Source organism: Egbenema bharatensis FJBBOT/2019 (assembly GCF_048077055.1).
GTDB lineage: Bacteria > Cyanobacteriota > Cyanobacteriia > Elainellales > Elainellaceae > Egbenema > Egbenema bharatensis.
In genome coordinates this window covers 1,166,148-1,181,207 of sequence record NZ_CP182236.1, presented here as the reverse complement: position 1 = coordinate 1,181,207, position 15,060 = coordinate 1,166,148, and the positions used below count along the sequence as shown (strand labels likewise).

The 15,060-nt window shown below is 47.3% G+C and carries 11 protein-coding genes and 2 pseudogenes; 6 read left to right on the top strand and 7 right to left on the bottom strand.

Annotation, left to right across the window (positions count from 1 at the left end; genetic code table 11):
* The first annotated feature begins 305 nt into the window (after positions 1–305).
* Positions 306–641, top strand: coding sequence for a hypothetical protein (locus ACM1PF_RS05615; protein ID WP_416672990.1), 336 nt, complete (start codon positions 306–308; stop codon positions 639–641).
* A gap of 75 nt (positions 642–716) precedes the next feature.
* On the opposite strand, the gene phaC is transcribed toward ACM1PF_RS05615, so the two are convergent.
* Complete coding sequence (gene phaC / locus ACM1PF_RS05610) at positions 717–1,820, bottom strand: class III poly(R)-hydroxyalkanoic acid synthase subunit PhaC (protein WP_416672987.1); 1,104 nt, start codon at positions 1,818–1,820, stop codon at positions 717–719.
* Positions 1,821–1,884: 64 nt separating this feature from the next.
* Entirely contained in the window at positions 1,885–2,940 is a 1,056-nt protein-coding gene (gene phaE / locus ACM1PF_RS05605; protein WP_416672985.1) for a class III poly(R)-hydroxyalkanoic acid synthase subunit PhaE, read from the bottom strand.
* A gap of 434 nt (positions 2,941–3,374) precedes the next feature.
* Between phaE and ACM1PF_RS05600 the strand changes: the two genes are divergently transcribed.
* The 4 genes and pseudogenes from ACM1PF_RS05600 to ACM1PF_RS05585 all read left to right on the top strand — a co-directional run bounded on the left by ACM1PF_RS05600 (position 3,375) and on the right by ACM1PF_RS05585 (position 8,573).
* Complete coding sequence (locus tag ACM1PF_RS05600) at positions 3,375–4,454, top strand: patatin-like phospholipase family protein (protein WP_416672983.1); 1,080 nt, start codon at positions 3,375–3,377, stop codon at positions 4,452–4,454.
* Positions 4,455–4,737: 283 nt separating this feature from the next.
* On the top strand, positions 4,738–5,931 hold the full coding sequence (locus ACM1PF_RS05595) for a thiolase family protein (RefSeq protein WP_416672982.1): 1,194 nt from the start codon (positions 4,738–4,740) through the stop codon (positions 5,929–5,931).
* A 69-nt stretch (positions 5,932–6,000) separates the two neighbouring features.
* Positions 6,001–6,735 (top strand): beta-ketoacyl-ACP reductase, encoded by a 735-nt coding sequence (locus ACM1PF_RS05590; RefSeq protein ID WP_416672980.1) that lies wholly within the window; start codon positions 6,001–6,003, stop codon positions 6,733–6,735.
* A gap of 471 nt (positions 6,736–7,206) precedes the next feature.
* A pseudogene (locus ACM1PF_RS05585) lies at positions 7,207–8,573 on the top strand (chloride channel protein).
* Between the two features lie 152 nt (positions 8,574–8,725).
* Here the strand turns inward: ACM1PF_RS05585 and ACM1PF_RS05580 are convergent.
* From ACM1PF_RS05580 to ACM1PF_RS05570, 3 genes are all read right to left on the bottom strand, one after another.
* Positions 8,726–9,025 (bottom strand): hypothetical protein, encoded by a 300-nt coding sequence (locus ACM1PF_RS05580; RefSeq protein ID WP_416672978.1) that lies wholly within the window; start codon positions 9,023–9,025, stop codon positions 8,726–8,728.
* A gap of 13 nt (positions 9,026–9,038) precedes the next feature.
* Positions 9,039–9,257, bottom strand: a complete 219-nt coding sequence (locus ACM1PF_RS05575) for an L-lactate permease (protein ID WP_416672975.1) — start codon at positions 9,255–9,257, stop codon at positions 9,039–9,041.
* Between the two features lie 197 nt (positions 9,258–9,454).
* Positions 9,455–10,618 carry a Na/Pi symporter gene (locus ACM1PF_RS05570; RefSeq protein WP_416672972.1) on the bottom strand — a complete coding sequence of 388 codons (1,164 nt, stop codon included), beginning with the start codon at positions 10,616–10,618 and terminating at the stop codon, positions 9,455–9,457.
* A gap of 931 nt (positions 10,619–11,549) precedes the next feature.
* Between ACM1PF_RS05570 and ACM1PF_RS05565 the strand changes: the two are divergent.
* Positions 11,550–11,681: pseudogene (locus ACM1PF_RS05565) on the top strand (DDE-type integrase/transposase/recombinase); the annotation flags it as partial.
* Positions 11,682–11,713: 32 nt separating this feature from the next.
* Here the strand turns inward: ACM1PF_RS05565 and ACM1PF_RS05560 are convergent.
* The gene (locus tag ACM1PF_RS05560; RefSeq protein ID WP_416672969.1) at positions 11,714–13,456 is read right to left on the bottom strand and encodes a mechanosensitive ion channel family protein; all 1,743 of its coding nucleotides are present in this window, start codon (positions 13,454–13,456) and stop codon (positions 11,714–11,716) included.
* A gap of 450 nt (positions 13,457–13,906) precedes the next feature.
* Positions 13,907–14,992 (bottom strand): lipase family protein, encoded by a 1,086-nt coding sequence (locus ACM1PF_RS05555; protein WP_416672967.1) that lies wholly within the window; start codon positions 14,990–14,992, stop codon positions 13,907–13,909.
* Between the last annotated feature and the right edge of the window lie 68 nt (positions 14,993–15,060).

Genomic DNA, 15,060 nt, shown 5'->3' with positions numbered 1-15,060 from the left:
TTCCCTGATTGACTGACAAAACTCCTGAAACAATGATTCTGTAGTAGGTTGGGTTAGCGATAGCGTAACTCAACGAAATATAGACGGGTGTTGGGTTTCACGCTGTCCAACCCAACCTACCAAAAGGATTTGTCGGTCAACCAGATCCCTTCCACACTCCTGGAATCTTAGGGAGCCTTATGTCACCCTGAGGAGCGTTTTGTCAGTGATGGAAGGTTTCTGAGGTTAGACAGGTTTGAGGTTGGAGAGGTTTGAGTCAGCAAGTTAATCCTAGTAATCTGCAAGTATATTTGAGGTAGTATTTTATGGTCACTAGCAGCTTTTTTACCGATTCCCAGGCGCAATTCGATGCAACCCAAAAAGAGTTCGCCAAACTTTGGGAAGATTATCAGAAACAGTTAACCGAGTCGCAGCAGGAAGTACTGAATACATGGCTCAAGAGCATCCCTGATACCAATGTTTCAATGAATTTTTCCGACAGTGTTGATAAAGCACTGAATTTTCAACAGGCACTGATTGGCTCTGCGTTGGAAACTCAGCAGGCTGCCCTTCGGATGACGGTGGAAGCTCAAAAGCAGTTTTGGAATAGCTATTTTCAACTGGTGAAGAAGACGGTGCAGCAAGTTCCAACGGCGAGTTAAGTTCTCTTGACAGGGGTTTCCCATTGCAATGACTCGTCTCAGCAATGGGAAATTCCCTGCCTGACGCTTCGATATTCACGCTTCAACACGCGCTTTCAGCCAATCTCCAATCACCGGAGGTAAGATTTGTTGTACCCGGCTGCTGACATACATACCAATATGCCCCACGGGAAACGATCGCACCGTGTAATCTGCTGTGCCAACATACTGTTCTAGAGCTAAAGAAGATGCTGGCATGACCAAGTGATCTTTTTCAGCATACAGGTTCAGTACAGGCATACGGATATGGCTCAGGTGAACTGGCTTATCGCCAATCCTCACTTCCCCTTTAATCAACTTATTCCCCTGATAGAAATCCTTGAGAAACTGACGATAGGCTTCCCCTGCCTGATCGGGACTGTCAAAGATCCACTTTTCCATTCGCAGAAAGTTGATCAGTTTTTCTTCGCTGTCCATGATGTCGATGAAGTCCAAATATTTCTGAACACCGAGTTGCCACGGCTTCAGCATCAAAAATTCAAGGTTGAGAAAATCACCGGGAATGTTGCCCAATGCATCTACCATTAAATCGATGTCCAAAGCCTCTGCCCCGAGCGTACAGCCCCCCTGCATATTTAGAAGCGCGTTAGGAACTTGAAAATCGACCGGAGCAACCATCACGATCAGGTTTTTCACCTTTTGCGGATAGATGGCGCAATAGCACAGGCTGAAAGTTCCACCCTGACAAATTCCGAGCAGGTTAATGGCATCTGAATTCAGCCGTTGGCGAATGCAGTCCACGCAGCGGTTGATGTAGCCGTTGATGTAATCATCCAGCGTTAGCCAACGATCGGCCCGAGTAGGGTAGCCCCAGTCTATGAGGTAAACATCTAAACCCAGCTTTAGTAAATTGGCGACCAGCGATCGATCGGGTTGCAAATCAACCATAAACGGACGATTGACGAGGGCATAGACAATAAGAACCGGAATATTCAGGGGTTGTTCGGCGATCGGTTGAAAGTGATATAACGTGATTTTATCTTCGTGGTAAATGGTTTCCTTAGGAGTCACACCGATGGCAATATCTTCTTCCCGCAGATGACTTAAATGCTCAATTCCTTGCATCACCTTTTTAGTCATCTCAGTATACGCGCTGGTTGCCCGCGTAAAAGGCAGATGCATGGTCAAAAATGGCAACATAGTCAATGTTTTCCCTATTCTAAAAGTAGAAATACTGAAGACGTTAGAAGATCTCTCAAGAATCCTATTCAGCATCCTCAAAGGGAATAATTTGCACTTGAGATTCGTACTGCGCCAGGGTTTGTTTCAAGTGTTTAATCTCTTTACGGAGATCATAGATATTCTTATGCACCTCATCCACTTCACTGCGGGTAGGCAGATTTAGCATTTGCATATAGGTTTCAATTAGCTCTTGCTGACACAGCTTGTATTGGTTAACGGCATTTAAAAACTTGCCTCTCACTCTTAGATTATCTTCAGAGCAGAATGCTTGATCAAATATCTGGTCGGCAGTTTGACTCCAAAGCTGTTGAAATTTCGCCCATTCTCTTACCGTTTCCCCTTGTTCTGCCAGGGACAGCAGTGCCTGCATCAACGCCTCAAAGGATTGGATGTGAACCTCCGCCAGTACGATCTGATAGTTAAGGCTAGCTGGATAGAGTTGTGCCCAAGCGTCAAACGATCGCATGAGCTTGTGGTGGAGCACCCGATTGGGCCCCAAAGCCGGCATCTGGATGAAATGCCCCCATGTTTTCTCGTAAATTTGGTTCCAGTAAAGATGGTTTAGCTCAGTCCAGGGATTGCTGCTGCTTGTGGAGTTCTGGCTAAATAGATTACTAAATGGATTAATAGATGCCCCAAAAATAGATGTCCCAAAAATAGATGCCCCAAACGTGCTGCCCCATATCTGATTAAATTTCTGCTGTTCTTGAATATAGATTTGCCATAATTCTGCCGTGTTTTGTCTGGTTTTCTGCGCTTCTTCAGAGAACGCTTGAATCTGAGTACGTAATTCCTGTACATAGTGATCGAGCAGTTGCTGCCAACCTTCACCAGATTCAAATTTGGGCAAAAGTTCTTGCCAGGCCTGAAAAGAAAGTTTCAGCAGGCGAAGTTGCAGTTGCTGATAGTCTGTAAAGCTTTGGGGATCTGGCTCCGACTTTGCCTGATCGTAGGCCATAGAGTTGCTTGGAGCAGACTCTATTAAGTCTAACCAGCTTTTCCACGTCGCAATGCTAACCTCTGCCCAGGCTTTGATCAGTTGGGGGGTTGTTACACCAATAAAATCTGTTTCTTCCATTTGTCTTGCCTCTCGGAGATTTTGTCGAAGTGACCTGATTAAGCTAGGTGTCCAAACTGCTTGGCAGAAATGATGCTTCAACAATACACCATCCGAAATCTCAGACAAAAATTCTAATTTGAGGGTTTCCCTACTTTGGGGACAAAGTAAACAGGTAAACAGCAGGCGGACAAACAGACGAACCCTCAATTTAAAATTTCTCTGACTTTCATATCAGTTTCCTATTTCTGTATTTTATACTGGCTAATCCATCAAAAACGCTTCTATTAACCATTCGTTAAATCATAGGTTTTTTGTGGTAGTTTTTGATAATAAGCTTTGGTTTATTAGGAATAAAACGATCGGAAAATGTGATCTAGGATGCACCAACTTGGAATCGAATTCGAGTATATTGAGCGTCGATCGGCTATTCAATTTTTATGTAAACAAATTTTATGAGAACAAAGATCGCAATTGCTTGTCAGGGAGGGGGGAGCCATGCTGCTTTTACAGCCGGAGCACTTCAGGCTCTTTTTGAGAACAACATTCAAGACAAGTTTGAAATTGTTAGTTTAAGTGGCACTTCGGGAGGTGCGATCTGTGCGGCTTTAGTATGGTATGCCTTGAAAAAAGGGGAACATCCCGTTGAGCAACGATTGCTTGAATTTTGGCAGGATAATACGGCTCAGACTTATCAAGAACGGATATTTAATGATTCATCCATTAAAACGCTAGAACTGACCAACAAGGGATTACTTCCGCAAATCAATATTAGTCCTGCATCACCCCTGCTACAAAGCTGGTTATCTTTAGTAACAATGGGTTTGCGAAGCCGATTTGTCAATTTCCCCGAACTATTGAAAGCACATATCGACTTTCAGGAACTCGCTGATTGGGGAGCGTTACCCGATCCGCCAGTCCTACTCTTAGGAGCCAGCAATATTCTGACTGGAAAATTGTGGATGTTCAATTCATCCCATGAAGCCATTAAAGTCGAACACATTTTAGCTTCCTGTGCGATTCCGAATCTCTTTCCTGCCGTTGAAGTAGATGGCGGGGTATATTGGGACGGCATCTTTTCAGACAATCCACCGATTGAAGAGCTGATTAGACCATCTTTTGTCGGAGATACAAATATTCCTCAAGAAATCTGGGTCATCAAGTTAAACCCGACTTTTAGAGAGACAATTCCCATTCAAATCGACGATATTCTGGATCGCCGTAATGAGTTAGAAGGAAATATTTCCTTATTTCAAAGTCTACGAAGCGTTGAGCGGCTCAATGACCTCATCTTAAGAGGAGCATTTAAGGACGAGTTTTTGCAAAGGTATCACGTTAGAGAACCAATCAAAATCCCCAGATCTTTTGCTGAAAAAGCAGATAAACCCTACTACATTCCTTTTATTGAAATGTCTGCTGACTTACAGAAAGTCCTCAACTATGAAAGTAAACTCGATCGCAATCCTACATTAATTAATCAACTCATAGAAGATGGAAAACATCAGGGGAAGAAATTTTTAGAAGCACGGGGCTAAAGCCGAGCTTTATATCTTTTTCATATAGCTATCCTCCGTAGGATTTGAACGGGTTGCAGGGGTAAAACCCTGGCGTGGGGGCGTTGCCCCTACTCCCTTGTTCACAAACAATTTGTGAACGCTATATCTTTTCGTTTTAGACTAAGGGACAAGTGATTAGGTGAGCCTGCCTTTTCATAAGGTTGAGATGTCATTTTCACTCAACAATAAAGCTCTCGTCTTCTTGATTTTTCTGATTTAAAGGAACTTAATTCGATCGTCCTGAACCAGAGGAGTAGAGAGTATGCAACAGGTTTACATTGTTTCAGCCGTCCGTACCCCAATTGGTCGCTTTGGAGGGGCACTTGCCAGTTTTTCTCCGGTTGATTTGGGTGCAATCGCCATGCAGGCAGCTTTGCAACGAGCCAATGTTTCTGGAGATTTTGTAGACTTATACATCTTTGGTAATGTCCTTCGTGCAGGGCACGGTCAACTCTTGCCTCGTCAGGCTGCATTTAAAGCCGGTATTCCAGAGACGGCAAATGGATATGCAGTAGACATGGTGTGTTCATCGGGCATGATGAGCGTAATGAATGCCGCCACTGCGATCGCTGCGGGGGAAGCAGATCTGGTGCTGGCGGGTGGAATGGAGTCCATGTCTCAAACTGGAATGCTGTTGTCCCACCGGATGCGATGGGGATGTAAGTTGATCATGGATGCATCAGAGCAAGTGATTGATCTAGTGGTGCGTGACGGTCTTTCGGATCCCATTACCGCTGAAAAGATGGGAGAGCAGGCGGAACGGTTGGCAAAAGCCTACAAGGTGACGCGAAATGAGTTAGATGAAGTCGCTTTGTGTTCCCAGGAGCAGGCGATGAATGCAACTCAGCAGGGTTTTCTGCATCGGGAAATTGTTCCCATTGAGGTTGCAGGCAAAAAGGGTATGCAACTGGTGGAGAAGGATGAGGGTATCCGTCCAGAAACGACGCTGGAAAAACTATCTAGCCTCAAACCAGCTTTTAGTGCGGATGGGGTATTTACGGCTGGCAACAGTAGTCAACTCTCTGACGGAGCCGCAGCGTTGGTTTTGGCAAGCCCGAAGGCAGTGGAAGCGTACGGATTAAAACCCATTGCCCGCATTGTGAAAGGAACGTGGGCAGGGGGTGAAGCGTGGCGTTATCCAGAAATTCCAATTCATGCGGTGAAGAAGCTGTTAGACAAGCTAAAAATGCAGGCTACAGATTTTGATTTTTTCGAGAATAATGAAGCTTTTGCCCTGAGTAGTGTTTTGTTTAATCGCATTCTGGGGATTCCCTATGACAAACTGAATGTGTTTGGAGGGGCGATCGCATTGGGACATCCAATCGGAGCTTCGGGAGCAAGAATTCTGGTGACGTTGCTGAACGCATTGCAGGAAAAAAACGGACACATGGGATTGGCCTCTGTGTGTCATGGAAGCGGGGGGGGAACGGCGATTGCCATTGAGCGGTTGTCATAGAAGTTGCCAGCAGCAGAACGAACAAAAACACAGAAACATTGGTCATTGTTGTATAGACAATTTCAGGGTATGAACGATTTGGGATTAGCAGGTAAAGTTGTTTTGGTGACGGGGGGCAACCGAGGGATTGGAGCGGCGATCGTCAGCCAATTGCAGCAGTTAGGGAGCCAGGTTGCCTATACCTGCCGGAGTGAGCCAGGGATTCATGGTACGGTTCACAATGATGTTTTAGCACTGCAAGCAGATGTGACGAATCCAATCGCAATGGAGCAAGCAGTGGCATCCGTTGAACAGAAGCTCGGCTCAATTTATGGGGTTGTGGCGAATGCCGGAATAACCAGAGACAACTTTTTCCCAAAGCTCACAATTGAAGATTGGGATGCTGTCATTGAAACTAACCTGAAGGGCGTATATAACACGCTACGTCCTGTGATTCCCAGGATGTATGAGCATCGAGCCGGTTCTGTGGTCTGCATCAGCTCTATTTCCGGCGAACGAGGCAATATTGGGCAAACCAACTATGCTGCATCAAAAGCAGGTGTGATCGGGCTAACCAAATCTCTTGCTCTGGAAGCAGCACGGTATGGGGTACGAGCCAACGCGATCGCCCCAGGATTCATTGAGACGGAAATGACCCAGTCCATCCCCGACAAAGTGAAAGAGAAGATTATTGCAGAGATTCCGTTCCGTCGCTTTGGCAAGCCAGAGGAAATTGCCTGGGCGGTAGCGTTTTTGTTGTCACCGATCGCCAGCAGTTTTGTCACCGGCACGGTGCTTTCGGTGAACGGGGGGCATTACACATAGAGGATTCACAGCAAATAGAAACTCACAGCCTACCGAAGTTCTCTGCGATGGCAGTGAAGGATGCAGTCACCCAAGACATCATTTTGTCCTCTGAAAGCGAGCCAGCAGTGAAAGGTTGGCAAACACGAGCAACCCCATCACTTCCACATATTCCTATCAGTTTCATATCTTCCCCTCGTAAACTGTTGTACAAGTAGGTCGTTCATGTACTGCATTAATTATTTCTACAGCGTATTGATGTGGTGAGATAACGTTTGTTTTTTGAAGCTACAGCATTCCCAAATCAATCAACAAGAGAGTGCGAGCTTTATTCCTGCTCAAGGAATTTACCTTGAGGTGATCAGCGATCGCAGTCTTTAGACTGATGAATTCGAGCCATATCAATCAATAGGAACCGGAATTCGAGGCGGAGACGCATTGCAGAGGGGTCTGTTGCTATCCCCTTTTTCACTTGAATCCCATTTCGCTGCCATGGAAAACAACAAACCGTTCCCTCTGTTGATTAGCGTGAGCCTCTGGACGATTGGTGGACTGCTCGGAGGTTTAGTCGGCTCCCTGACTGCGGTAATGCTGACTCAGGAGATTAAGCAAATCCTTGATTTCGTCTCCGGGCTAGGCCCTATCTGGCTGCTGCTGCTGCCACTACTCGGGGTCACATTAGCGGTGCTGATACTGTTTGGCCTGGGTAGAGGCACGCCGGTACAAACCCTGGTTCCCCGTCAGGATGCCAATCTTGATCATCGGCTGAAGCAGACCTGGTACTCTTTCCCTCACGACGTTGCTCGAGCCGATCTAACAGGTGACGTGGTGAACACTACCGGAGAAGAGGAGCGGTTCCCCTGGAAGCGGGCACCATTACGTGCTCTTGCAATCTTGTCTACGGTTGGGTTGGGCGCACCGATGGGAACCGAATCCCCGGCGGCCCATATTGGCGTTGCGACAGGAGTCTGGCTGAGTAGCATAAATCCAGCCCTGCACCATTTGGTGCGTCCCGCTGCGATCGGGGGGGGTGCTGCAGGGGTGTCAGCCTTGATGGGGATCCCGCTGGTGGGTAGCTTCTTCATGTTTGAGTTGAGTCAGCGCCGAAAAATTCCACTGACCCCGGAACGGGCGGCGGCGATGTTAGCCGGGGGAGTGGTGGGTTGGGGGGTCAACTTCATCTTCAAGCTCAGTCTGATCCGGTTGGTCGTGCCCAGGGTGCCTCCTGCTGACTTGTGGGATGCGACGACGGCAGCGTTGTTCATCGGAGCGATCGCAGGTGTGATTACATCGCTCTCAGGTGAGGCAATCTACTGGGCTAGAGGCTTACAGAAGCAGACCCGTCCAGCCACACGTCTGCTGTTTGGCAGTCTGGCCATGCTGCTGCTGGCGATCGTGACTGCACAAGTCGCATCTCCAGCAGCAGCGCTAGGGCCAGGTGGAGGGGCCATCGTCTGGCCGAATCCGTCGAAACGACCCCTTACCACCTGCTGGCTGTATCCTTGCTTCGAGCTGCATCTACCACAGCTGCGGTTGTAGCCGGGGGGTGTGGTGGAGTGTTTGTGCCTTTCCTGGCGATCGGTGATTTGAGTGGTCGAGTGTTTGCAGCAGCCTTTGGGGTGCCTGCGGATCTGGCGGGGGCGGCGGGGGCAGCGGCGGGTATTGCTGGGGGTTATCGACTACCGCTGACGGCAGTGGCAATGGTACTGGGAGTCGGTGGCCCAGCGACCGCCAAGCTAACTTGCCTCGCCACAGTTGGGGTCGCCACCCTTTCTGGCTTGATTGCCTCACGGCTAGCCTATCAATGTTCCAGTTCTGTACGTACGAGGCTGGGTCAAAGAACATCATCAGAAGACTGAGACCTACCTGGCACGCTGAATCTAGCTTGCATCCGGCTGCGGCTATAGTTTTAAAAAAATAGAACCTGGAGAGGCGTGAATCAACCCCAAACTCCGTCATCAAAATCCAAATGCAGCTAAAAGACCAATCAATCCTGCGATCGCTAAGTAGATCAAATTGACTGGGAGAACTTTGCGTAACCTGCCAGACTGGATACCCCATCCGCCAGCGTCAGGGGCATACTCGCCAGTCCTGACCCATTCACACCTGAATTAATAAACACTTTTGCCATTGGAACTGAGGTCCTGATCGCCAGGGCGGTTCCCATCAGTTTCTGCATCGCACCAGCGATCGCCCGTTGCATCTGCGACGGTTCCATCTGGTACAGGAAGTAGGCGACGAACACCACCATGATGAAAAAGGTTCCGGGTAAGAACAGCGGCTGAGTGGAAATACTGACGGTAGTTCCCAAAATATTGTTGAAATCAATTTGGAGTGATTGTAACCATGGTGACCACCAGCCCTTCTACCGTGGATGCAGCAACGTGCAAAAAGGGCACTCGCCACACCAACAAAGCCAGCAGCACCGTAACAGCATAGGCTGCGGACATGGCTTGAGTAGCCGGACGATTTGCCATAATCAGGAGTGAAAAGGCGACTATGATGGGGGCGATCGCCAGGAGTGAGTAAAGGGCAAGTTCCATGATGAGACATCGTAGATGGGTCAACAAATGGATCAAACAAGTTGAAATCAGCAATTTGTTTCTAGTTCATAGGCAACTGCCCTCTCGGTTGCTAGACAAGGAAGGTCAAAGCTCCCAGAGACATCGAACCAGCATTGACAATTCCGATGAGGAAAGCACTCCAGAGCGTATGGTCATTCATGATCGGCTAATTGGCATCACAGCACGATCGAAAGCCCTAATAGAATCAGGGGAATCACAAAAAACACGCCAATAAGATATACCAAAGCAATCAGCTTATTCTCGCTAGCTGTTGCGGCCAAGCGTTCCGCCCCAATCACAGGCAACGGGCGCAAGAATGGAAGGCCAAAAATCAGCAAAACTCCTAACAGGTTGAAAAACAAATGCACTTTCGCAATCTCTAGAGCGGGTAACGCCATTTCCCCAGTGACAGCCGTCGCAGAAAGCAGGGAAGTCACGGTCGTCCCGATATTTGCACCGAGCGTAAAGGGATAAATGACATCGAGCCCAAACACGCCGGCACCGGCGAGCGGAATCATCAAACTAGTGGTTGCTGAAGAAGACTGTACCAGGATGGTGATAAATATACCCGCCAAAATTCCAGCGATCAGACCTTTGCCCATAGCGGTGTGAAGGATATCCTTGGCTCGACCCACCATCAACCGTTTAAGCAATTTGCCCACGAAGTAAACGGCGACAAAAACTAAGCCAACGCCAATGAAAATCTGCACAATACCGTTATAGGGTTCAGGCAGAAAACCTGTCGCACTCAGAATCAAATTGCGGGCAGGTCGAGTCATGGCACCCACCAGGTCAAACTTGTCCACGCTCAGATCGTAGTCGCCGACAAAAAGGCTGGCAGAAGCGGTACTGAGGCGTTCCAGAGGATGAAATAAGATCTCCAGTGGGAAAAAGATCAGCACCGCGATGAGATTGAATAGATCCAGCACAATGGATGCGGCAAAGGCTTGTTTAAAGTCTTCCTTGTTGCCTCTTACAAAGCCTAAGCTAGCAATGCCATTGGTAATAGAGGTGCCAATATTAGAACCCATGATCATAGGAATTGCGATGCGGACGGGTAGACCGCCTGCAACTAGACCCACAATAATCGCCGTTGTAGCACTGGAGGACTGCACTAATGCGGTGGAAAGAATCCCAACCACGAGTCCGACAAATGGGTTTTCGGCAAAGGCAAAAAGCTGCTCTGCCTCATCGCCAAAAGTGGCTCTAAAGCCTCTGCTAATGACTTGAATGCTGACGAGCAGCAAGTAAATTAAAGCAAGAACAGCCAGCCAGCGGAGAAGCGTTTTTCTTCTGCTTGTTGGTTGCAGTAGAGAAGTTTGCTCTAAGGCAGTACCCATAAAGAACCTCGTATTATTCTCAAAAATGAAAAAATCTGAGCTAACACTGTTTACGCTTAGACATCCTGAACTTGTCTATCTGAATTTGTCGCGACTCAAGGTATAGCGATCTTTAAAGCCAACAAACAATTAGGCTTGCAGAAAGACTTTGTAACCAAACTCAATTCATCTAAATTGAGCGATCGTTTTTCGATCGCGTTTGCTACGTGATTATACAGAGACTTACAAATTAATATATAGCTATCCTCCGTAGGATTTGAACGGGGTGCAGGGGTAAAACCCTGGCGTGGGGGCGTTGCCCCTACCCCCTTGTTCACAAACAATTTGTGAACGCTATATTTACCCAGAAGGGGTTAAAGATAATTATCTATAACAGTTGCACAGTAATAACTTGAGCAGTAACCAGGACAATACTCGGCGACATTGATGAAAGATTGCAGAACAAAGTCGTTCGATCGCTGAAGTTGATAAGATAGCCGCTTCAAGAGATATGGATTTTACGTTACAGAAGGCGATCGCTTCGTCTATCAGCAACCCTTCCAGATTAATCTGGGTTGATCTATCTATTCGTTAAATTAGGATAAAAAGATATGAAACTCATAGGAAAGAAGCTAACAATATAGCGATATTATCGACAGGGAATTAATTCCACAAAACGCTCATCGACTGCACGCCCTCATGTTGATTATTGTGCAAATCCTTTAACTACCTTTCCTTCCCTACAGCTTCTTTTCTTTAGGTCAAACTTATGTCATTAAGCTTACAAATTCAGAACCCAAATTAAATATATTTTTAATGCAATTTTAATCCAAATTTAACCCACATATTTATTAATTTCCATTACTCTATACAATAGTAATTTGTAAGAGGAAAACAGCATACAAGTAGCAATTCTCATATTTTTAATTGTCCCAACACGCTAGTATAAACAGGGAAAAGTAGGCAACTATGGTTTGTGGACGAAACGTACATCCGAGTGCGAGGCAGCTGATGTTATTTGTACCGAGGCATTGATGAAGATGGCCATTTGTTCGATGTAAGGATAAGCAAGAAGCGAGACATAAAGAAGCTAACCCTACAATGGGACACCATTGATCAGGAATGATGATTCTGATCGTGAATCTGAAATGAAGGGGAAGTGTAGTCTTCCGGGAGATACTGGTCAGGAATCGTCGAATGATTTCCATCACGAAGCGCAGCATAAGCGGGAGATAGAATTTCGATGCCTGCTTGATTGCAGTAGTCCTGAAGGTTTTGGTGGAGTTCTGAATAGATTTGGGGCATGAGTTCAGGACGATTTGTGTACGCATTTAACTCATAGCTCACATTAAAATCATTCAATCCAGTTTGTAGTACAAATGGCGGCGGATCGGAAATAACGCCCGGAGTTGCTTCTGCGGCTTGAATCAGGACTGCATGAATTGTGCGCCAGGGAACATCGTATCCCAGGGTGATTGTGGTTTGAAGCAGAAGATATTGCTTGGGTTCGCGGGGTGCTGTGCTGTCTTTGCGAAGACTAGATGCTATTTTGGGAACTCCGGGAATGCGGGAAATAGCATTGAAGTTAATCAAATTGCTGTTTAGAACCGATGAGTTGGGAACCGTAATGACTTCCCGCCTAAAGGTCAGCAATCGAGTGACAAATAATGATTTTTCAACCACCTCACCTTTAATCTCGCCGATCTGGACAATATCACCAATGTGGAAAGCCCGCGTATAAATCAAAATAATGCCTGCGATCGCATTTGCCACCGCAGAGGATGACCCCAGCGTAAACAGCGCACCCAAAAACAAACCAATTCCCTGAAAAGCAGGTGAGTTGAATCCAGGCATAAAGGGAGTTGCCGTAATGCAGGCGACGATCACTAAAAAGACGGTTGCCAGTCGGTTTGTCGGCTGTATCCATTCTGGATAAAACCAGGGATAGGCATCATCTCGTCCTAATTCGGTGACAACGAGTTTGACAAACTGAATGAGGTAGTAGGTGAAAACTCCGATCAGGACAATAATAACCAGATTTGGCAGGTATTCCACAAATGCGGCACCGGTCTGATTCATGCGCTCAGCAGTACCGCTCAGAAGAGAATTGCCGAGCGCGCGCGTTGCCGGAAACTGACTGAGTACAAAGGGAATGTAGAGATAAAAGCTGGCGAGAACCAGAATCAGCCGCAGGAGTCCAGCTAGACCTCTCAGCAAATAACCCGTTGCTCCAGAGCCGAGAAGCTGAAGATTTTGAACTCTGAAACTGAGTGCCCTGGTTCTTTGAGCCGCTTTAATTCTGAGGAGAAAACGCGAAATGAACCACTGCACCAGCGCCAGAAATCCGATCAGGGCAATCGTGCTAATGAGGGTGAATAACACACCGTACACAAGCTGCTGGGCACTGCGATCGTGTCGGTACTGCGCCACTGCAGACTGTACTGCCTGAACACTCCTGGCTGCAGTTGCCTGCCGAGACTCATTGCCATCGCGATCGCTCTCTCGCACTGTAAACAAAACGGTGTCGCCTGCCAGAATTACAGAACCGCTTTTCTCTTCCTCAACCCGGATTGTTTCCGGTGAAATGGATTCATCATTTGCGATCTGAACTAAGCGAGTATTGACAATGTTCGCCCGCTCCTGGGCAGACGCAACGCCCGGAATTCCCTGCCTGACGCGAAATAATTCGGTTCCATCCAGAACCACTGGATATCCATCGATCGGATTTCCAGCTAAAATCTGCGATTGAGCAACCGCTGGGCTAAGGGCGATCGTCAAAAGCGCGACTGCCAGACTAAGAATCAGCCAGCACTGCAATCGCTGATAAAGCCGGTGAGATTGCTGAAGAAGGGATTGCATCTCCTTATTCCTGGCTATGTTTTGAAGCAAACCAACAAGCACTGCAAAGCGAACATCCTGACCAAAACCTACCAAACCCGGCTGAAGGATTTGAGTCTTTGAGTCAATAGGGTGGCAATTGAGTGAAAAAAAAATATGAAATTAATCGGAAGGGTCGTGTTCTAGAACTGTGGATAGTTTTTAGGGGCATTCTCCATCATAGTCTGATTGAGCAATGAGGATGAAATTTAAGGATGAAACTTAGTACAGCGTCAACAAAAAACCGAGGTCAGGGCGACCGATTGAAATTGACGGAGTGCAACGGGCTAAGGAACGCGGATTAAATAATAAAATCGAAAATTTGATCTCCAGAAGGGGCGCACAGCAGTGCGCCCGTACAGAAAAAATCGGAGTTATTTAATCGCGACACCCGCAGCGGCATTCGATCCTGGAGGCGCATGACTGTCAGTACTAACAGAATGTCGGAAAATTGGGAACTGTATTTGTTTCAATCTGGGTATCAATTGCCCTCTGATAAATGGATGTAGAGTGGCTCAGGCTGACACTGCCCTGGGCGTAGTCTAAGAACACCCACTCTTCTCCAAAATGACTGTACTGATGCTCCGCCAGATTAGCGGGTGGAACCATCGTGACCATATCTGCCATATTCAAAATTCGGTAACTGTTTAGAACGATCGTTTCCAGAAATTCGACAAAGGCTTGATTACCGACTCTGGGCGCACCATAGCTATAGAGCCGAATCTGATCCTTGAGCGTCGGGTAATTATAGGCAAGATCTGCTGCTGCCAGCGTTGCGAGTGCGCCTCCTAAACTGTGACCTGCAATGAAACAGGGCAGAGAGGGATCGAGCGTATTAGCCGCCTGTCGCACTTGTCTTGACAGCCGATTATACAGTCGCAGAAAACCCCTATGGACGCGACCTCGCACCGTCCGTGATTGCACATAGTTACTCTGACGGGATTGAAAGTTTGCCATCCACTCTTTTGGGCTTGATGTCCCGCGAAACAGAATAATATTGTTGGCTTTTGATGCCAGCACAAAGCCGATAAACGCAAGGGTCGAGGGAATAATTCGTCCAGTTATTCGCCTGCCGAGCTGACTCAAATCTGGCAGCAGCGTGGTGGTTGCATCTAGCTCAACTCTGAAGGTTGCCACCTGAGTATATTGCTCCAGTTCACGGGAAAAACTCTCTAAGGCTCGAATCGAACCCTCATATCCGCGATCGCGCTGTCCCTGGGTAAACTGTTCCATTCCCAATTGACTACAGCGGATCAATAAGCGCGACATGGCTCGATCGTAGGGGATTGAGGGAGATATAGACAACCCAAGAGGGTTAGCGGGAGAACGACTAGGAGCTAAACTTTCTGAACCAAAGATGGCATCCAGTGTCTCGTCGGTTGCAATGATTTCGTCTGCAATAATTTCGTCAGGGTTGGGTTGGGAAGGCTGTGCCTGAGCGGAACGGGTGACTTCCCTACTTGCAATACCTGCCGTCACACTTGCAAACAGGAATTTGCGGCGACTAATATTACTCATGTTTAGAGGATGAAGTTTAGAGGATGAAACTTAGTCTCGAAATATCCTAGAAAATTACTTGCTGGCAA

Coding starts and splice junctions, on each gene's coding strand:
- ACM1PF_RS05560 (WP_416672969.1), bottom strand. CDS start 13,456: ATGCAATCCCTTCTTCAGCAATCTCACCGGCTTTATCAGCGATTGCAG.
- phaC (WP_416672987.1), bottom strand. CDS start 1,820: ATGTTGCCATTTTTGACCATGCATCTGCCTTTTACGCGGGCAACCAGC.
- ACM1PF_RS05595 (WP_416672982.1), top strand. CDS start 4,738: ATGCAACAGGTTTACATTGTTTCAGCCGTCCGTACCCCAATTGGTCGC.
- ACM1PF_RS05615 (WP_416672990.1), top strand. CDS start 306: ATGGTCACTAGCAGCTTTTTTACCGATTCCCAGGCGCAATTCGATGCA.
- ACM1PF_RS05590 (WP_416672980.1), top strand. CDS start 6,001: ATGAACGATTTGGGATTAGCAGGTAAAGTTGTTTTGGTGACGGGGGGC.
- ACM1PF_RS05570 (WP_416672972.1), bottom strand. CDS start 10,618: ATGGGTACTGCCTTAGAGCAAACTTCTCTACTGCAACCAACAAGCAGA.
- ACM1PF_RS05575 (WP_416672975.1), bottom strand. CDS start 9,257: ATGGAACTTGCCCTTTACTCACTCCTGGCGATCGCCCCCATCATAGTC.
- ACM1PF_RS05555 (WP_416672967.1), bottom strand. CDS start 14,992: ATGAGTAATATTAGTCGCCGCAAATTCCTGTTTGCAAGTGTGACGGCA.
- ACM1PF_RS05600 (WP_416672983.1), top strand. CDS start 3,375: ATGAGAACAAAGATCGCAATTGCTTGTCAGGGAGGGGGGAGCCATGCT.
- phaE (WP_416672985.1), bottom strand. CDS start 2,940: ATGGAAGAAACAGATTTTATTGGTGTAACAACCCCCCAACTGATCAAA.